Source organism: Variovorax sp. 38R, assembly GCF_014843395.1.
Lineage (GTDB): Bacteria > Pseudomonadota > Gammaproteobacteria > Burkholderiales > Burkholderiaceae_C > Variovorax > Variovorax paradoxus_H.
This window is the reverse complement of sequence record NZ_CP062121.1, coordinates 6,656,624-6,674,672: the sequence shown is the minus strand read 5'-3', so window position 1 is coordinate 6,674,672 and position 18,049 is coordinate 6,656,624. Positions and strand designations below refer to the sequence as shown.

General features: G+C 68.4%; 19 protein-coding genes. 7 read left to right on the top strand and 12 right to left on the bottom strand.

The genetic code is table 11. The features are described from left to right. Window positions 1-255: 255 nt before the first annotated feature. The 3 genes from IG196_RS31025 to IG196_RS31015 are packed head-to-tail and all read right to left on the bottom strand — an operon-like array spanning window position 256 to window position 1,722. The gene (locus IG196_RS31025) at window positions 256-609 is read right to left on the bottom strand and encodes a hypothetical protein (protein WP_153281335.1); all 354 of its coding nucleotides are present in this window, start codon (window positions 607-609) and stop codon (window positions 256-258) included. Continuing rightward, a complete protein-coding gene (locus IG196_RS31020; RefSeq protein ID WP_062473752.1) occupies window positions 606-1,205 on the bottom strand; it encodes a cob(I)yrinic acid a,c-diamide adenosyltransferase in 600 nt (199 codons plus the stop codon). The genes IG196_RS31025 and IG196_RS31020 overlap by 4 nt, the downstream gene beginning before the upstream one ends. Window positions 1,206-1,221: 16 nt before the next feature. After that, window positions 1,222-1,722 carry a DinB family protein gene (locus IG196_RS31015; protein WP_192194295.1) on the bottom strand — a complete coding sequence of 167 codons (501 nt, stop codon included), beginning with the start codon at window positions 1,720-1,722 and terminating at the stop codon, window positions 1,222-1,224. Between the two features lie 76 nt (window positions 1,723-1,798). Between IG196_RS31015 and IG196_RS31010 the strand changes: the two genes are divergently transcribed. Continuing rightward, window positions 1,799-3,223, top strand: coding sequence for an FAD-binding oxidoreductase (locus tag IG196_RS31010; protein WP_192194294.1), 1,425 nt, complete (start codon window positions 1,799-1,801; stop codon window positions 3,221-3,223). An 89-nt stretch (window positions 3,224-3,312) separates the two neighbouring features. On the opposite strand, the gene IG196_RS31005 is transcribed toward IG196_RS31010, so the two are convergent. From IG196_RS31005 to IG196_RS30965, 9 genes are all read right to left on the bottom strand, one after another. Next, window positions 3,313-4,212 (bottom strand): CsgG/HfaB family protein, encoded by a 900-nt coding sequence (locus IG196_RS31005; protein ID WP_192194293.1) that lies wholly within the window; start codon window positions 4,210-4,212, stop codon window positions 3,313-3,315. 124 nt (window positions 4,213-4,336) lie between these two features. Then, a complete protein-coding gene (locus IG196_RS31000; protein ID WP_099794294.1) occupies window positions 4,337-5,290 on the bottom strand; it encodes a ParB/RepB/Spo0J family partition protein in 954 nt (317 codons plus the stop codon). Further along, on the bottom strand, window positions 5,290-5,835 hold the full coding sequence (locus IG196_RS30995; RefSeq protein ID WP_192194292.1) for an RBBP9/YdeN family alpha/beta hydrolase: 546 nt from the start codon (window positions 5,833-5,835) through the stop codon (window positions 5,290-5,292). Before IG196_RS30995 ends, IG196_RS31000 begins: the two co-directional genes overlap by 1 nt. A 48-nt stretch (window positions 5,836-5,883) precedes the next feature. Continuing rightward, on the bottom strand, window positions 5,884-6,804 hold the full coding sequence (locus IG196_RS30990; protein WP_192194291.1) for a ParA family protein: 921 nt from the start codon (window positions 6,802-6,804) through the stop codon (window positions 5,884-5,886). A 29-nt stretch (window positions 6,805-6,833) separates the two neighbouring features. After that, the gene (locus tag IG196_RS30985) at window positions 6,834-7,448 is read right to left on the bottom strand and encodes a LysE family transporter (protein WP_099794289.1); all 615 of its coding nucleotides are present in this window, start codon (window positions 7,446-7,448) and stop codon (window positions 6,834-6,836) included. Between the two features lie 114 nt (window positions 7,449-7,562). Next, window positions 7,563-8,207: a 16S rRNA (guanine(527)-N(7))-methyltransferase RsmG gene (gene rsmG / locus IG196_RS30980; protein WP_192194290.1), complete on the bottom strand. Its 645-nt coding sequence runs from the start codon at window positions 8,205-8,207 to the stop codon at window positions 7,563-7,565. Beyond that, window positions 8,204-10,183, bottom strand: a complete 1,980-nt coding sequence (gene mnmG / locus IG196_RS30975) for a tRNA uridine-5-carboxymethylaminomethyl(34) synthesis enzyme MnmG (RefSeq protein WP_192194289.1) — start codon at window positions 10,181-10,183, stop codon at window positions 8,204-8,206. The genes rsmG and mnmG overlap by 4 nt, the downstream gene beginning before the upstream one ends. Before the next feature lie 177 nt (window positions 10,184-10,360). Further along, the gene (locus IG196_RS30970; protein ID WP_412556361.1) at window positions 10,361-11,269 is read right to left on the bottom strand and encodes a transglutaminase-like domain-containing protein; all 909 of its coding nucleotides are present in this window, start codon (window positions 11,267-11,269) and stop codon (window positions 10,361-10,363) included. Then, entirely contained in the window at window positions 11,266-11,451 is a 186-nt protein-coding gene (locus IG196_RS30965; RefSeq protein ID WP_101490658.1) for a DUF1328 family protein, read from the bottom strand. The genes IG196_RS30970 and IG196_RS30965 overlap by 4 nt, the downstream gene beginning before the upstream one ends. Window positions 11,452-11,642: 191 nt before the next feature. Between IG196_RS30965 and gstA the strand changes: the two genes are divergently transcribed. The 6 genes from gstA (at window position 11,643) to IG196_RS30935 (ending at window position 18,036) form a co-directional block, all read left to right on the top strand. After that, complete coding sequence (gene gstA / locus IG196_RS30960; RefSeq protein ID WP_101490659.1) at window positions 11,643-12,251, top strand: glutathione transferase GstA; 609 nt, start codon at window positions 11,643-11,645, stop codon at window positions 12,249-12,251. 114 nt (window positions 12,252-12,365) lie between these two features. Beyond that, window positions 12,366-13,604 (top strand): CaiB/BaiF CoA transferase family protein, encoded by a 1,239-nt coding sequence (locus IG196_RS30955; RefSeq protein ID WP_192194288.1) that lies wholly within the window; start codon window positions 12,366-12,368, stop codon window positions 13,602-13,604. Further along, complete coding sequence (locus IG196_RS30950) at window positions 13,604-14,431, top strand: enoyl-CoA hydratase/isomerase family protein (RefSeq protein ID WP_192194287.1); 828 nt, start codon at window positions 13,604-13,606, stop codon at window positions 14,429-14,431. The genes IG196_RS30955 and IG196_RS30950 overlap by 1 nt, the downstream gene beginning before the upstream one ends. Window positions 14,432-14,447: 16 nt before the next feature. Beyond that, a complete protein-coding gene (locus IG196_RS30945) occupies window positions 14,448-15,233 on the top strand; it encodes an enoyl-CoA hydratase/isomerase family protein (RefSeq protein WP_101490662.1) in 786 nt (261 codons plus the stop codon). After that, a complete protein-coding gene (locus tag IG196_RS30940) occupies window positions 15,230-17,047 on the top strand; it encodes an acyclic terpene utilization AtuA family protein (protein WP_192194286.1) in 1,818 nt (605 codons plus the stop codon). The genes IG196_RS30945 and IG196_RS30940 overlap by 4 nt, the downstream gene beginning before the upstream one ends. Then, window positions 17,044-18,036, top strand: coding sequence for a Bug family tripartite tricarboxylate transporter substrate binding protein (locus IG196_RS30935; protein WP_192194285.1), 993 nt, complete (start codon window positions 17,044-17,046; stop codon window positions 18,034-18,036). The genes IG196_RS30940 and IG196_RS30935 overlap by 4 nt, the downstream gene beginning before the upstream one ends. The last annotated feature ends 13 nt before the right edge of the window (window positions 18,037-18,049 follow it).

Sequence of the window (18,049 nt, the reverse complement as noted above, 5' to 3'; positions counted from 1 at the left end):
GCCACCGGGTACTTCCCTCCGCGAATGTCCCCCGCCTTCGGCTCCTCCTTGATTTCGCTGCGGGAAGCACCCAGTGCCCTGAGCACGAGAGGCGCTGTCGTTGTGCGGGCCGATCAACAGCCGCACTGCCCAGCGCTCACGTCGATGGGGTGCCTTGCGCAGCGAAATTAAGGGGGAGCCCGAAGGGCGGAGGACATTCGCGGAGCAAGGTACCCCGTCGGCGGGAGTGCCGCCCTGAACAGCAGCAGCGAAGACTCAGGGCGCGTTGCCCTGCGGCCCCACAGGCGGCGGTGCCGCGCGCCCGCTCGAGCCCGGTGCCAGCTTGCGTCCGAAAGACTCGCCCACGTTGCGCACGGGCCGGCTGGCTTTTTCCGACACATTGCTCACGCCGCGCCGCGTGGCCGCATCGGCGCGGTTGACGCCGCGGCCGGCGGCGTTGGTGCCGCGTTGCACGCTGCCCACCACCTTGCCGTTGCGCGACGGCGATGGAATGGTGTGGGCGCGTTCGGCTTGCGGCGGGTTGTCGGCGCTCTGCGCCTGCGCGGTGACGGGCAGCCAGAGCGCGGCGGCGATGGCGGCGAGCGATGCGGTGATGTGGAAGGTTTTCATGGCGTCGTCCCCTGGGAGTGGTCTTCGGATTCGGCGGCGGCCGCGCGGGCCATGCGCTCGCTCTTCCAGTACACGTCGTCGCCGCCGTTCATGCGGTTGAGCACGCGTGCGAGCACGAAGAGCAAGTCGCTGAGCCGGTTGAGGTACTGGCGCGGCGCGTCGTTGAGTTCGGTGGTGGCACCGAGCGACACCACCGCGCGCTCGGCACGCCGCGCCACGGTGCGGCACACGTGTGCGAGCGATGCGGCGCGCGTGCCGGCGGGCAGGATGAATTCGGCCAGGCGCGGCAAGGCGGCGTTGTGGTCGGCCAGGGCGTTGTCGATCTGCAGCAGCGCCTCGGGCTTGAGCAGCGTGAAACCGGGCATCGAGAGCTCGCCGCCGAGGTTGAAGAGCTGGTGCTGCACATCGACCAGCAGCTCGCGCACGGGCTCTGGCAGCGGTTCGCACAGCAACACGCCGATGTGCGAGTTGAGTTCGTCCACGTCGCCCATCGCGTGCACGCGCAGGTGGTCCTTGGGCACGCGGGTGTTGTCGCCCAGGCCGGTGGTGCCGTCGTCGCCGGTGCGGGTGGCGATCTGGGAAAGTCGATTGCCCATGGGCGCTCCTCTCGGTTCAGGTGGTGAGGCTGGCGGCGTCGATCTTGCCGGCCAGCCATTGCAGTCCGGCCAGATGCTGCTGGTCGTGGCTGCACAGGTAATGGATGAGGCTGCGCATCGTGAGCGGGCCGTAGCCCTCGAACACGGCGGTGCGCGCAAGCTGCACGTCGCTCAGCTGCGAGACGATTTCCATCGTCTGCACGCGTGCGAGGCGGAACTCGGCGAGCACGGTCGCCGCATCGGCCGCGCCGTAATGGCGCTCGATGGCCAGCGGCTCGCTGTCGATCGATGCGAGCGTCGGATGGGTCTCGGCCAGCGTGCGGCGAAAGCGCACGTGGTAGCCCTCGATCTCGATGTCGCGCACGTGGCACAGCTGCTCGATGGCGGTGAAGGCTTCGCTGGGCACGCCCTCCCACGAAGGCGGCGCCCAGTGCCGGAAGGCCTGGGGAATGGCCGCGTAGTGGGCTTCGAGCTGCGAGGGAAAGGCCGCAAGGGCTGCAAGGGTCGTGGGGTTCATGTCTTCTACTGAAGCGCATTATGGTGCGCGCTCCGTAAAATGACCGATCCCCCTCAGCCCCTCCAGGAGACGCCCGATGAACGCCCCGACTTCCACCTCGCACCTGATGCCGGCGCTCCATCTGCGCGACGTGCCCGCAGCCCTGATCGACGGGCTGAAGGCGCGCTTCGGCGACAACTGTTCCACGGCGATGGCGGTGCGCACGCAGCACGGGCGCGACGAATCGTCGTTCGACGCACCGCCGCCCTCGGCCGTAGTGTTCGCCGAAAGCACGCAGGACGTGGCCGACGCGGTGAAGCTGGCCAGCGAACACAGCGTGCCGGTCATCCCCTTCGGCGTGGGCTCTTCGCTCGAAGGCCACCTGCTCGCCGTGCAAGGCGGCATCAGCATCGACGTGTCGCGCATGAACCAGGTGCTGTCGATCAACGCCGACGACCTCACGGTGACGGTGCAGCCGGGCGTCACGCGCAAGCAGCTCAACGAAGAGATCAAGAGCACGGGCCTGTTCTTCCCCATCGATCCGGGCGCCGACGCGTCCATCGGCGGCATGACGGCCACGCGCGCCAGCGGCACGAACGCGGTGCGCTACGGCACGATGCGCGAGAACGTGCTGGCGCTCGAAGTGGTGACGGCTGCGGGTGAAGTGATCCGCACCGGCACGCGCGCGAAGAAATCGTCCGCCGGTTATGACCTCACGCGCCTCATGGTGGGCAGCGAAGGCACGCTGGGCGTGGTGACCGAGGTCACGCTGCGCATCTACCCGCTGCCCGAGGCGGTGTCGGCCGCGATCTGCTCGTTCCCGAGCATCGAGGCCGCGGTGCGCACCACCATCGAGACCATCCAGCTCGGCGTGCCGATCGCGCGCGTGGAACTGATCGACGTGAACACGGTGCGCATGGTGAACGCGTACGCCAAGCTGGGCCTGCGCGAAGAGCCGATGCTGCTGATGGAATTCCACGGCTCGCCGGCCGGCGTGAAGGAGCAGGCCGAGACGGTGCAGGAACTGGCCAGCAGCCACGGCGGCAACGCCTTTGAATGGGCCAGCACGCCGGAAGAACGCACGCGCCTGTGGACCGCGCGGCACAACAGCTACTTCGCGGCCGTGCAGTCGCGCCCGGGCTGCCGCGTGATCTCGACCGACACCTGCGTGCCGATCTCGCGCCTGGCCGATTGCCTGCTCGACTCGGTGGCCGAAGCCGATGCCAGCGGCATCCCCTACTTCCTCGTCGGCCACGTGGGCGACGGCAACTTCCACTTCGGCTACCTGCTCGATCCGAACATCCCCGAAGAGCGCGTGAAGGCCGAGGAGCTCAATCACAAGTTGGTGACTCGCGCGCTGGCGCTCGAAGGCACCTGCACGGGCGAGCACGGCGTGGGCCTGCACAAGATGGACTTTCTGGTGACCGAAGCGGGTGTAGGCGCGATCGACATGATGCGCACGATCAAGCGCGCGCTCGATCCGAAGAACATCATGAACCCGGGCAAGATCTTCAGCCTCTGATCTCTCGCGATCACACGTCAGTAAAAAAGCCCGGCGGCTCGCAAGAGCGCCGGGCTTTTTCGTGGGCCCGAAGGCCGACGGTTTCTTACTTACCTGCGGCGACGCGCCGGTGCGGGCTCCGGCGGCACGTAGGTCTGCGACGGCGCAGCACCGCCGTCCACGCCCAAGCGGCCACCGCCGCCCAAGCCCTGCCCTCGCACCGTCTGCGCCTTGTAGTTACGCAGCGAACGAACCATCTGGTTGAAGGCGTCCATGAAGGCCGCGGCAATCACCTTGCCTTGCGCGGTGTTGGTGTAGCCGCCGAGGCCACCGGCGCCGCTGCGGCCGGCCAGGCCACCGAAGGCGCCGAAGTCGGTCTTGGAAGCACTGCCCTCGGCTGCTGCGACCTGCACGCCCGAGCGGTTGTCGATGAGCGTCAGCAGCGCGCTGGCTTCCTTGGTCTGCATGCTGCCGCCGACGGCCGCGATGGCGCGGCCACGGCCACCACCCACGAGGCCGCCGAGCGCGCCGCCGATGCCGCCTGCATCGCTGTTGCTGAACACGATCTCGGGCGACAGGCCGTAGTCGGAGGCCACCATCTGGCCGCGGCCGAAGTTGCTGCCGCCGCGCATCTCGCCCGACTGTTGCAGTGCGCGTTCACGCGTCATGGCGTTCATGCCGGCTGCGCCGCGTTCGACCACGATGAAGCAGTTCGACTGCTGCACCAGCAAACGCAACAGATTTGCAGTAGGCGGCAGGCGGTATTCGCCCGTGAGGATGGTGTACCAGCCGGCGTTGACGTTCTCGACCAGCGACACGGTGCCCAGTGGCGATTCGCAGCGCTCGAGCTGGCTGCTCGCGCCCGCCGTGGCACCGCCGGCGGCGCTGCCCGTGGCCGTGGTCTTGGCCGATTGGCTGCCCATCTGCATGTCGGTGGTGGCGCAGCCCGTGAGCAGCAGCGCGCCGACGGCGACCGCGGCGAACGGGAACTTGGTGGCGAAGAACGGCATGGTGGACTCCCTCGGTTCGATGGTGGTGGTCTTGCAAAACTGGAAGAAAAACCGCGATCGAGGATACGCGGAAAGGATTGCAGGAATCAATCAACCAAACGAACGCAGGGGCCCGCGTTCACAACTAGGCCGTTCGGCGGATGCGCTCGATGAGTCCGTTGAGTGCTTCGATCGAGCCGAAGTGGATCGCCAGCTCGCCGCTTTCGCCGCGCTTCGTGCGCTTCTTGATGCGCACCTCGACCTCGGCCGTGAGCAGGTCGGCCAGCTCTTCTTCGACGCGCTGCAGGTCGCGCGATTTCTCGCCGGCATTGCCGCGCCGCGAGGGCGTGAGCGTGAACTCGGCTGCGAGCTTCTTCACCAGCGCCTCGGCCTCGCGCACCGACATTTTCTTGGCGGCGATCTGGTTGGCGGCAGTGATCTGTGTGCCGCGGTCGAGCGACAGCAGCGCGCGCGCATGGCCCATGTCGATGTCCCCGGCCATCAGCATCAGCTGCGCGGGCTCGGCGAGGTTCAGCAGGCGCAGCAGGTTGCTGGCGGCACTGCGCGAACGGCCGACGGCCTGGGCCGCCATCTCGTGAGTGAGCCCAAACTCTGTGACGAGGCGTTGCAGGCCTTGAGCTTCTTCCAGCGGGTTGAGGTCTTCGCGCTGGATGTTCTCGATGAGCGACATGGCCGCCGCGGCCTCGTTGGGCACGTCGCGCACCAGCACCGGCACGGTGTCCAGGCCGGCGAGCCGGGCGGCACGGAAGCGCCGCTCGCCCGCGATGATTTCGTACTCGGCGTTCTTGGCCGCGGCCGATTCGGCATCGAGCCGGCGCACCAGGATCGGCTGCATGATGCCCTGCACCTTGATGCTCTCGGCCAGCTCGTACAGCGCACCCTCGTCCATGCGGGTGCGCGGCTGGTAGACGCCGGCCACCATCTGGTCGAGCTTCAGGGTGTTGGGGTTCTGCGGGGCGCCGCCCTCTTCTGCCGAGGTGCCGCCGAGCGGGCCGCCCGGATCGGCGGAGGGTGCGGCCGTCGGGCCGAGCAGCGCTTCGAGGCCGCGGCCCAGGCCCTTGGGTTTCTTGGTCGCCATCAGTGCGTGTCTTTCGAGAGGTCGTTCAGGAGTTGTCGGCCTTCGGGCCAGTCGCCCAGGCCGGATTCGGCGTTCAGGTGGCCGCCCTTGCCGGCATCGACGAAGCGTGCGCCCCAGTCGCTGGCCAGCTGCTTCGAGCGCGAGGCTTCGCAGTACGGGTCGTCGTTGGCGGCGATCAGCACGGCCGGAAATGGCAGCGGCTGGCGCACGATGGGTGCCCAGCCGGGAATCAGTTGGCGCAGGTCGTCACGCTCCAGGTCGCCGGGCGCCACCAGCAGCGCGCCGCGCACCTTGTGCGTGTTGCGCGAGTGAGCGGCCCAGGCGGCGGTGAGGATGCAGCCGAGGCTGTGCGCGGCCAGCACCACCGGGCCCGGCGCGGCCAGCACTTCTTCTTCGAGGCGGATCGACCAGTCGCCGCGCAGCGGGCGCATCCATTCGTGCTGGTCGACGCGGCGGTCGCCGTAGACCGACTCCCAGCGGGTCTGCCAATGGCCGGGGCCGCTGTTCTGCCATCCGGGCAGCAGCAGGATGCGGGGTTCACTCATGGCTGGTTGCTACGAACTTGATAGCGCCTGCTGCCCATCGGGCGAGCATCAGACGGGGTTTGGGTCGGTATCGGCGACGGAAGCAGAAGGCGCAGCGGCCAGCACGTCGTCGGGAACCGGCAGGTCGGGCACCACGCGCGGTGCGGGCGTGACCGGCGGTGCCACCGCACCCGAGGCGAAGGCGCTCGCGGGCGGCATCTTGGCGACCAGCTCTTCTGCGAAGGCAATGAAGGCCTGGCTGCCGCGGGCGGACGGGTCGAACACCACGCCCGGCAGGCCGTAGCTCGGTGCTTCGGCGAGCCGCACATTGCGCGGGATCACCGTGTCGAACACCTTGTCGCCGAAGTGGGACTTGAGCTGCTCGCTCACCTGCTGCTGCAGCGTGATGCGCGGATCGAACATCACGCGCAGCAGGCCGATGATCTGCAGGTTCTTGTTGAGGTTGGCGTGCACCTGCTTGATGGTGTTGACCAGGTCGGTCAGGCCTTCGAGCGCAAAGTACTCGCACTGCATCGGCACGATCACGCCGTGGGCCGCGCACAGGCCGTTGAGTGTCAGCAGGCTCAGGCTCGGCGGGCAGTCGATCAGCACGAAGTCGTACTCGGCACCGACCGCGGCCAGCGCGGTGCGCAGGCGTTTTTCGCGCCGGTCGAGCGCCACCATTTCGACTTCGGCACCGGCCAGCTCACGGTTGGCGCCCAGCACGTCGTAGCTGGCTTCGGCCTCGACGAGCTTGTCGGACTTCACCCGCGCCTCGGCCACCGAGGCCGATTCGAGCAGCACGTCGTACACCGTGAGCTCCAGCTGGCGCTTGTCGATGCCCGAGCCCATGGTCGCGTTGCCTTGGGGATCGAGGTCGATCATCAGCACGCGCTGGCCTACTTTGGCCAGGCCGGCGGCGAGATTGACAGTGGTGGTGGTCTTGCCGACGCCGCCCTTCTGGTTGGCGATGCAGAAAATCTTGGCCATGTGTCGTCAGTGCGGGTCGTCGGGGTCGTTCAGCGCGAGATCGCGAGCTTGATGCCGAAGGCGATCAAGAAGGTGCCAGCCAGCTTTTCGAGCGTGGCCGAGATGCGGGGATTGGCGCGGATGCGCTCGGCCAGGAAGTGCGTGAGCAGCGTCGAGGTCAGGCCGTACAGGAAGGTCAGCGCGGCGATGGTCACAGCCATGGCGCCGAAAGTGATGAGGCCCTGGTGGCGCGCCGGGTCGACGAACAGCGGGAAGAAGGCCATGTAGAACACGATCGCCTTGGGGTTCAGCAAGGTGATCGTCAGCGCCTGGCGCAGGAAATGGCTCGGGCGGATGTTCAAAATCGGTGCTGCACCGGGCTTGGCCAGCAGCATCTTGAGGCCGAGCCACGCCAGGTAGGCGGCGCCCAGCCACTGCACGGCCTTGAAGGCGGCCGGATAGGCAGCCAGCACGGCAGACACGCCCGCCACCGCCGCCCACATCAGGACCTGGTCCCCCAGGATCACGCCGAAGGTCGCTGCCAGGCCGCCGCGAATCCCGCCTTTGCTGGTCGAAGTGATCAGCGCCAGATTGCCCGGACCGGGAATCAGAAGGAACAGGACGATGGCGGCGACGAATGCGCCGTAGTCAGCGATGCCGAACATGGGATTTGCCTCGAAAAAGAGAGCCAGGGGGAGGCTTCGAGTCTAAGGCAGGCCGGCGCTGGGAAGATTGCTCCGGCACCGGCTTTTGCCGGCGCCGTCGCATCTTTTACGAAATCAGGTGGCCTCTTTGCGCGCCCAGACGATGCAGCGCTCGGCGTCCAGGCCCGGCACCGTCAGTTGTTCCACGTGAAACACTGCAATGCCGGCCGGCAAGGCGGCCAGTTCATCGGTCGGCAGCTTGCCCTTCATGGCCAGCCAGACACCGCCCGGCGCCAGCAGATGCACCGAGCCGTTGAAGAAATCGGGCAGCGACGCGAAGGCGCGCGAGCTGATCACCTCGTAGCTGCCGGTCAGCGATTCGACCCGCGCGTGCAGACCGCGCAGGTTCGGCAGCTCCAGTTCGGCCGCCACCTGTTGCACGAAGGCCGCCTTCTTGGCGACGGCGTCAAGGCAGCTGACCTCGATGTCGGGTCGCATGATGGCAATCACCACGCCCGGCAGACCGCCGCCGGAGCCGACGTCGAGCAACTTGCCCTTCCCTGCCCACTCGCGCTGCAGCGGTGCGATGGCCGCGAGGCTGTCGAGCAGGTGGTGCGTCATGACCCCGGCCGGGTCGCGCACGGCCGTCAGGTTGTAGACCTTGTTCCACTTGAGCATCAGCGTGCCGTAGGCCAGCAGCTGTTCGCCCTGTGTATCGGACAGGGCCACGCCCAGGGCGGCTGCGCCTGCGCGCAGCGTGTCGAGGGGCGTCGCGCTCATGGGGCGGTGTGCGGCTCGGTGGCAGCAGCTTCGGTGGTGGTGGCGGTATCGGCTGCGGCATCGCGGGCGAAGGCCTTGTGCCCGCCCTTGCGCAGGTGAATCATCAGCAGCGAGATCGCAGCAGGCGTGACGCCCGAGATACGCGAGGCCAGCCCCAGCGTTTCCGGCCGGTGCTTGTCCAACTTCTGGCGCACCTCGAAACTCAGGGCCTTGACCTGGCCGTAGTCGAAATCGGCCGGCAGCTTCAGGTTCTCGAAATGAGCGGCGCGCTCCACCTCGTCGTGCTGGCGCTCGATGTAGCCGGAGTACTTGGCCGAAATCTCGATCTGCTCGATCTCCGATTCGCCCAAGGCCGTGCTGGCGGCGTACTTGCCACCGTCCAGCGACATCAGGGTTGCGTAGTTCACATCAGGCCGGCGCAGCAGGTCGGCCAGGTTGTATTCGTGCTCGATGGCCTTGCCCAGCACCCGCGCCGACTCGGCCGCCGGCAGGTTGCGCGGGTTCACCCAGATCGACTTGAGCCGCTCTGTTTCACGTGAAACAACGTCGCGCTTTCGGCTGAAAGCGTCCCAGCGCGCATCGTCCACGAGGCCCAACTTGCGCCCTGCTTCGGTCAGGCGCATGTCGGCGTTGTCCTCGCGCAGCTGCAGCCGGAACTCGGCGCGGCTGGTGAACATGCGGTACGGCTCGGTCACGCCCTTGGTGATCAGGTCGTCGACCAGCACGCCCAGGTAGGCCTCGTCGCGGCGCGGCAGCCAGGCATCTTCGCCCCGGCACTGCAGCGCGGCATTGATGCCGGCGAACAGGCCTTGAGCCGCCGCCTCTTCGTAGCCGGTGGTGCCGTTGATCTGTCCGGCAAAGAACAGGCCGCGGATCGCACGGGTCTCGAAGCTGCTCTTGAGCTCGCGCGGATCGAAGTAGTCGTACTCGATGGCATAGCCCGGGCGCAGGATGTGGGCGTTTTCCAGGCCCGCCATCGAGCGCACCAGCTGGTACTGGATGTCGAACGGCAGGCTGGTCGAAATGCCGTTCGGGTAGTACTCGTTGGTTGTCAGGCCTTCGGGCTCGAGAAAGATCTGGTGGCTGTCCTTGTCGGCGAAGCGGTTGATCTTGTCTTCGACGCTCGGGCAGTAGCGCGGACCGACGCCGTCGATCTTGCCGGTGAACATCGGGCTGCGGTCGAAGCCCGAGCGGATGATGTCGTGCGTGCGCTGGTTGGTGTGCGTCACCCAGCACGGCATCTGCCGCGGGTGCATCTCGACCTTGCCCATGAAGCTGAACACGGGCATCGGCCCTGCCCCACCGGGCATGCCGTCGCCGGGTTGTTCGGTGCACTTCGAGAAGTCGATGCTGCGACCGTCGAGCCGCGGCGGCGTGCCGGTCTTGAGGCGGCCTTGCGGCAGCTTCAGTTCCTTGAGGCGCGCCGACAGGCTGATCGCCGGCGGATCGCCCGCGCGGCCGGCCTGGTAGTTGTCGAGGCCGACGTGAATGCGGCCGTCGAGGAACGTGCCCGCGGTCAGCACCACGGTGCGCGCGCGGAAAGAAATGCCCACCTGCGTGACGGCGCCGACCACGCGATCGCCTTCGATCATCAGGTCGTCGACGGCTTGCTGGAACAGGCTGAGGTTCGGCTGGTTTTCCAGGCGGTGGCGAATCGCGGCCTTGTACAGCACGCGGTCGGCCTGCGCACGCGTGGCGCGCACGGCCGGGCCCTTGCTCGAATTGAGGATGCGGAACTGGATGCCCGCCTCGTCAGTGGCAATGGCCATGGCGCCGCCGAGCGCATCGACCTCTTTCACGAGGTGGCCCTTGCCGATGCCGCCGATCGACGGGTTGCAGCTCATCTGCCCCAGCGTCTCGATGTTGTGGGAGAGTAGCAGCGTCTTGGCGCCCATGCGTGCGGAAGCGAGCGCGGCTTCGGTGCCGGCATGGCCACCGCCGACGACGATCACATCGAATTCTTCGGGGTACAGCATTGGAAAAAAGGAGCGCACCACAGGACGCGTGCGCGGCGCAAAAAAAGGCACTAATTTTAAGCGGCGATGCCCTGTCGTGCCCCTGGTGTGGACAAGCTAGAGGGCCACGCCAAAAATGGCCAGAGCCCGCGTCAGGATTGCGGAGGGTGCTATATATTTAATAGCAAACAACCCGCGTCAGGCGGGCGATTGCGCGGGCTCTGGCACCGGATCTGGCTTCTCGATGCCTCGCAGCTCGCCGCTGGGGGCCGGCGTGCGCGGCGGCACCGCCTGTTCGTCCTGCAGTTCCTGCACCGTGAGCTTCTTGTCGGTCATGCGCACGGCGCCGAAGATCGTGGAGAAGGCCACGTCCTTCGCGTCGCGCCCCGTGCCCACGCGCACCAGCCGGTCGACGGGCGCCATGCGCGTCGGATCGAACAGCACCCACTGCCCGCCGAGCCAGGCTTCGAACACGGCGTGGAAATCCTGCGGCGGCTCGTCGAACCACACATAGCCCACCACCAGCCGCGCCGGGATGTTGAGCGCGCGGCAGAAGGTGATGCCCAGGTGCGCGAAGTCGCGGCACACGCCGGCGCGCTGCACGAACACCTCGCGCGCGGTGGTGGTCGAGTCGCTGCTGCCCGGCACGTAGACGATGCTGTCGTGAATCCAGTCGGCAATCGCCTGCACGCGGCCGATGCCCGGCGGCAGGTCGCCGAAGAGCTGCTGCGCGCAGCGCGCCAGCAGGTCCGACTCGCAATAGCGCGTGGGCAGCAGGTCGCCCAGCACGGCGTCGGGCAGCTGGCTCACCGGCACCTCGGGCAAGGTGGCCGGCACATGCACCACCGGGCGCCGCACCGTCGCGCGGTAGGCGATGGTCAGCGGGCCGGGTTGGGCGTCGAAGCGCACGAAGCGATTGCCGCTGTCGGCCTCGCAGCCCACCCGCAATCGCGCGGGCGGCTCGATGGCCAGCGTCTCGGCCAGCACCGCCTGCGCGCCCGTGCGCGCGGCCTCGATGTTCAGCCGCAGGTGCGCCGGCGCGTCGACCTCGTACGCCAGGCGCAGGCCGATGTGCGACAGGTGCATGGCATGGGGCAAGGCGGTCAATCGATCACTTTCTTCACCGCGCCCACACCGAGTGCTGCGAGCACCACGAACAGCACCGCCAGCACGAGGAACAGGCCGAACAGCAGCTTGGCGATGCCCGCCGCCCCGGCCGCCACGCCGCCGAAGCCCAGCAAGCCTGCCACGAGCGAGATGACCGCAAAAATGATCGCGTACTTGAGCATGGTGAACCACTCCTTTGCTTCGTTGCGACGGGCGTGCGCCGCCGTGTCCGGACTGTAGGAAGGCCCGGCCCGGCACCCGATAGTCGGCGCGCGCAAGCCGCCGTAGGACAAAAACGCGACGCAGCCAAACCCGCTAGCATCCCCTGCGGTCACACAGATCTTTCCCTTCTATCCATTGGAGTTTTTTTCGAATGAAGCTGTACTACTCGCCCGGCGCCTGCTCGCTCTCCCCTCACATCGCGCTGCACGAAGCCGGCATCGCCTTCGAACCCGTGCTGGCCAGCACCAAGAGCCACAAGCTGCAGGACGGCACCGACTACTACGGCATCAACCCGCTGGGCTACGTGCCGATGCTCGAGCTCGACGACGGCACCCGCCTGCGCGAAGGCCCGGCCATCGTGCAATACATTGCCGACCTCGCCCCCACCAAGAACCTCGCGCCCGCCAACGGCACGATGCCGCGCTACCGCCTGCAGGAGTGGCTGACCTTCATCGGCACCGAGATGCACAAGGGCTTCAGCCCGCTGTTCAACCCGGCCATGCCCGAAGAAGCCAAGACCATCTCCAAGGACAAGCTCAAGGCCCGCTTCGAATGGCTCGACAGCGAACTCGCCGCCAAGCAGTACCTGATGGGCGAGCATTTCAGCGTGGCCGACGGCTACCTGTTCACCGTCACCAACTGGACCAAGCCCACCGGCGTGGACATCTCGGCCTTCCCGAACGTGCTGGCCTGGCACGCCCGCGTGGCCGCCCGTCCCGCCGTTCAGGAAGCAATGAAGGCCGAAGGCCTGCTGAAGTAAGCCGAAGCCCACCGATCCGGGGGAAAACCCGGATCGATTCAGCCAGAAGCCGCCTTGCGCGGCTTTTCTTTCGCCCCATAAACTCTATAAATAGAACTTTAGAGATTGAGACCGATGTCTTCTCCTTCTTCCCCTCAGGACGAGCCCGGCGCCCGCGGCCCGCTCACCGGTGTGCGCGTCGTCGACGTCACCACCATCTTCATGGGCCCCTCGGCCACGCAGATGCTCGGCGATCTCGGCGCCGACGTGATCAAGGTCGAAGCGCCCGAGGGCGACGTGGTGCGCAGCATCGGCGCCCAGGGGCAGCAGAAGATGGGCCCGCTGTTCCTGGGCATGAACCGCAACAAGCGCAGCATCGCGCTCGACCTGAAGTCGCCCGAGGGCCGCGCCGCGCTGCTCGACCTCGTGCGCGACGCCGACGTGCTCACCTACAACGTGCGCCCGCAGGCCATGGAGCGCCTGGGCCTGGGCTACGACGCGCTCGCCGCCCTCAACCCGCGCCTGCTCTACGTGGGCATGTTCGGCTTCTCGCAGCGCGGGCGCCATGCCGCGAGCGCCGCCTTCGACGACCTCATCCAGGCCGCCTGCGCCCTGCCCCAGGCCATGGCCATGGGCAGCCCGGATGGCACGCCGCGCTACCTGCCCATCACCATCGCCGACCGCTCGGTGGGCCTGTATGCCTTCGGCGTGATCAGCGCCGCACTCTACGGCCGCGAGCGCACCGGGCGCGGCCAGCGCATCGACGTGCCGATGTTCGAGACCATGGTGCCGCAGGTACTCGGCGACCACCTCTACAACCAGACCTTCGTGCCGCCGCAGGGCGACTTCGGCTACCCGCGCCTGCTCTCGCCCGAACGCCGGCCCTACCCGACGCGCGACGGCCACGTCTGCTGCCTGATCTACACCGACCCGCAGTGGCGCGCCTTCCTCGCGGCCATCGGCCAGCCCGCGCTGTTCGACAGCGACCCGCGCTTTGCCGACATCCGCGCGCGCACGCGGCACATCGACGCGCTCTACGCGATGGTCGGCGAGGCGCTGGCCACGCGCACCACCGCCGAGTGCCAGGCCCTGCTTGCGGGCACCGACATCCCGGTGTTCCCGATGCACACCTTCGACACGCTGCTCACCGACGCCCATCTGCAGGACATCGGCTTCTTCAGCGAGATGGACCACCCCGACGTCGGCCGCATCCGCCAGATGGCCGTGCCCAGCGAGTGGTCCGGCACGCCGCCCGGCCCCGCCACGCCGCCACCGCGCCTGGGCCAGCACAGCCGCGAGGTGCTGCGCGAAGCGGGCTACGACGACGCGCGCATCGACGCCCTCATTCACAACGGCGCCGTGCGCGCATCCTGATGACCACCACCGCTTCTTCCTTCATCGCCTGCGACATCGACGGCCACGTCGCCACCCTCGCGCTCGACCGGCCCGAACGCCGCAACGCCTTCGACCTCGAGATGCGCGCGCAGATGTTCGATGCGATCCGCAATGCCGTCGAAGACTCGCAGGTTCGCGCCATCGTCCTCACCGGACGCGGCGGCCACTTCTGCGCGGGCGGCGACGTCAAGGGCATGCGCGAGATCGAGCGCCTCGAAGCATCCGCCGGCCGCCTTCGCATGAAGGACGCACAGGCCGGCATGCGCCTGCTGATGCAGAGCGACAAGCCCATCGTCGCGGCGGTCGAGGGCTGCGCCTACGGCGGCGGCTTCGGCCTTGCGCTGACGGCCGACATCGTGCTCGCCGCGCCGAGCGCGCGCTTCTGCATGTCGTTCATGAAGGTCGGCCTCGTGCCCGACTGCGGCGCGCTCTTCACGCTCGCGCGCAGCGTGGGCCTGAACCGCGCCAAGGCGCTGATGCTGTCGGCGCGCGAGCTCGACGCACAGACCGCGATGGACTGGGGCATCGTCCATGAAGTGGTCGCCGCCGACGCGCTGCTGCCGCACGCACAGGCCATCGCCGCCGCGCTGGCCCACGGCCCCGCCACCGCCCTCGCGCTCACCAAGCAAGGCCTGCAGCGCACCTTCGACAGCGACATTGACGCGATGTTCGAGTTCGAAGCCATGGCGCAAGGCCTCGCCTTCGCGACCGACGACCACCGCCAGGCCATCGACGATTTCACGCAGCGCCGGCCGGCACGCTTCCAGTGGCCCGCCTCGCCTTCCTCTTCCTCCTCTTCCTCTTGAACCAAGGACCCACCGCATGACCGACCACGCCCCGCCCCCCACCGAACTGCGCGAGGAAATGCGCGGCGCCGTGATGTGGCTCACCATCGACCGCGAAGCACGCCGCAACGCCATCAGCGCGGACGTGCTCGCGGGCCTGTCCGACGCGCTGGCGCGTGCCAACCGCAACACCGACGTGCGCGCCGTCGTCATCACCGGTGCCGGCACGCGCGCCTTCTGCGCGGGCGCCGACCTGCAAAGCGGCAGCGCGTTCAAGTTCGATTACTCGCAGCCCTACCAGGGCTTCGCCAACCTGTTCCGCCAGGCGAAGCAATCGACCGTGCCGCTCATCGCGCGCGTCAACGGCGCGTGCATGGCCGGCGGCATGGGGCTCATGGGCATGTGCGACATGGCGGTGGCCAGCAGCCAGGCCGTGTTCGGCCTGCCCGAGGTCAAGGTCGGCCTCTTTCCCGCGCAGGTGCTCAGCGTGCTCGGCGACCTGCTGCCGCGCCGCGTGCTGTCCGAGATGTGCATCACCGGCGAGCCGATCACCGCCGCGCAGGCGCTCGAACACGGTCTCGTCAACCGCGTGAGCGACGACGTCGACGAGAGCGTCGACTGGCTGCTCGGCCGCATGCTCGACAAGTCGCCCGCCGCCATTCGCCGCGGCCTGTACACGATGAAGAAGATCGAGGCCATGGCGTTTGAAGAATCGATGGCCTTCACCGAAAGCCAGATCGCGCTCTTCGCCCTGACCGAAGACGCCGCGGAAGGCCAACTCGCCTTCCGCGAAAAACGCAAACCGCAATGGAGTGGCCGATGAACAGCAAGACCAAGAACAGCAAGGACCGCGTCGTCCGCATCGGCGGCGCCTCCGGCTTCTGGGGCGACAGCAGCGTGGGCGCACCGCAGCTCGTGGCCAGCGGGCAGATCGACTACCTGGTCTTCGACTACCTGGCCGAACTCACCATGTCGATCCTTGCGGGCGCACGGCTCAAGAAGCCCGAGCTGGGCTACGCCACCGACTTCGTCTCGGTCGCCATGAAGGCCGTGCTCAAGGACGTGGTGGCGCAAGGCATCCGTGTCGTGAGCAATGCCGGCGGCGTCAACCCGCAAGGCTGCGCCGACGCACTGGCCGCGCTCGCGGCCGAGCAAGGCATCGCGCTGAAGATCGCCGTGGTGAGCGGTGACGACGTGTCGCCGCTGCTGCCCGAGCTGCGCGCAGCGCAACCGCCCGTGCGCGAACTGCAGAGCGGCGCGGCCCTGCCCGAGCGCGTGCTCACCGCCAACGCGTACCTCGGTGCGCGGCCCGTGCAGGCAGCGCTCGATGCGGGCGCGCAGGTGGTCATCACCGGCCGCTGTGTCGACTCGGCCGTCACGCTCGGCGTGCTGATGCACGAATTCAAATGGCAGCCCGGCGACCACGACCTGCTGGCGGCCGGCAGCCTCGCGGGCCACATCATCGAATGCGGCTGCCAGGCCACCGGCGGCCTGCACACCGACTGGGACACCGTGCCCGACTGGCCGCACATCGGCTATCCCATCGTCGAGTGCAGCGCCGACGGCGGCTTCGTCGTCACCAAGCCCGTGGGCACCGGCGGCAAGCTCACGCCCGCGGTGGTCGGCGAGCAGATGCTCTACGAAATCGGCGACCCCGCCACCTACCTGCTGCCCGATGTGGTGGCCGACTTCACGCAGGTGCGCATCGAACAGGCCGGCGAGCACCGCGTGGCCGTGCACGGCGCGCGCGGGCGCGCACCGACCGCCACCTACAAGGTCTGCGCTACCTACGTCGAAGGCTTCAAGACCGCGGCGCAGCTCACCATCGTGGGCTTCGATGCGGTGGCCAAGGCGCGTCGCACCGGCGAGGCGATCCTCACGCGCACCAGCGAGCTGATCGCAGCCGCCGGCTTCGGGCCCTACAGCGGCACGCAGCTCGAAGTGCTGGGCGCCGAGTCCTGCTACGGACCGCACGCCCAGGCCACGCCAACGCGCGAAGCCATCCTGCGTCTCGCGGTGACGCACCCGCGCAAGGAGGCCCTGGAGCTGTTCGCACGCGAGGTCGCGCCGGCGGGCACCTCGTGGGCGCCGGGCACCACGGGCTCGGGCGGCGGGCGCGCGTCGGTCTCGCCGTCGATCCGGCAGTACGCGTTCCTGCTCGACAAGGCGCGCGTGCAGCCGCGTGTCACGGTCGATGGTGCGCCGGTCGAGGTGCCGCCGACGCAGGCGGGCGATGGCGCACCCCGTGCGGCGGTCACTTCGGCTGACACGGTGGCCGACATCGACACCGCCGACAGCATCGAGGTGCCACTGATCCGCCTGGCCTGGGCCCGCAGCGGCGACAAGGGCGACACCTCCAACATCGGCATCATTGCGCGCCATCCCGCGCTGCTGCCGCTGCTGCGCGCGCAGCTCACCGAGGCCCGCGTGGCTGCGTGGCTCGCGCACCTGGTGAAGGGCCGCGTCACACGCTACGACGTGCCCGGCATCAATGCCTTCAACTTCGTCTGCGAACAGGCGCTCGGCGGCGGCGGCATGGCCTCGCTGCGCAACGACCCGCTGGGCAAAGGCATGGGACAGATCCTGCTCGCGATGCCGATGCGCGCAAGCACCGCCCTGCTGGCACTGCTGCCATGAACGCCGCGCGCATCCAGCGGCGCAGGCTGGTGCTGGGCAGCTGCGGCGCCGCAGTGCTCGGCGCGCCGCTGCATGCGCTGGCGCAGCCGGCCTGGCCGTCGCGGCCGATCCGCCTCATCGTCTCCTTCAGCACCGGCAGCGGCAACGACACCATCGCGCGCGAACTCGCCGTCGCGATGACGCAAAGCCTCGGCCAGAGCGTGGTGGTGGAAAACCGCGGCGGCGGCGGCGGCGTGATCGGCACCGAGGCCGTCGCCAAGGCCCCGCCCGACGGCTACACCATCGGCCTGGGCACCAGCTCGCAGCTGGTGATGAACGTGGGCCTGTACCGCTCGCTGCCCTTCGACGTCGAGAAAGACCTGCACGCCATCGGCCTGGTCTCGCGCACGCCACTCGTGCTCGTGACCAGCGCCGACATGCCGGGCACGCTGAAGGAACTCATCGCGCTTGCGAAGGCCAAGCCCGGCGTGGTCAGCTACGGCTCGGGTGGACCGGGCTCCATCAGCCATGTCGTCGGTGAAGCCTTCGCCAAGGCCGCCGGCGTGCAGCTGCTGCACGTGCCCTACAAGGGCAATGGCGCTGCGCTCGTCGACCTCTCGGGTGGCCATGTGAAGCTGCTGTTCGACGGCCTCATCTCGACCGCGCCGCTGGCGAAACAGGGCAAGCTGAAGATGCTCGCGATCTCGGGCGACAAGCGCAGCCCGATGGCGCCCGCGCTGCCGACCTTCGCCGAGCAGGGCCTGCGCGACTACGAGGCCTACACCTGGAACGAGCTGATGGCGCCCGCCGGCACGCCGCCCGAGGTGCTCGCCAAGCTCAATGCCGCGCTCAATCAGGCGCTCGCGTTGCCGGCCGTGCAGGCGCGGCTCGCGCAGGGCGCGTCTGATCCGCTGGGGCCGACCACGCCTGCGCAGGCCGAGGCCTATGGACGGGCCGAGCGCGCGCGATGGGTACCATTCATCCGCTCGCTGCGCATCGACACTCCCTGAGACGCAGTCCCGC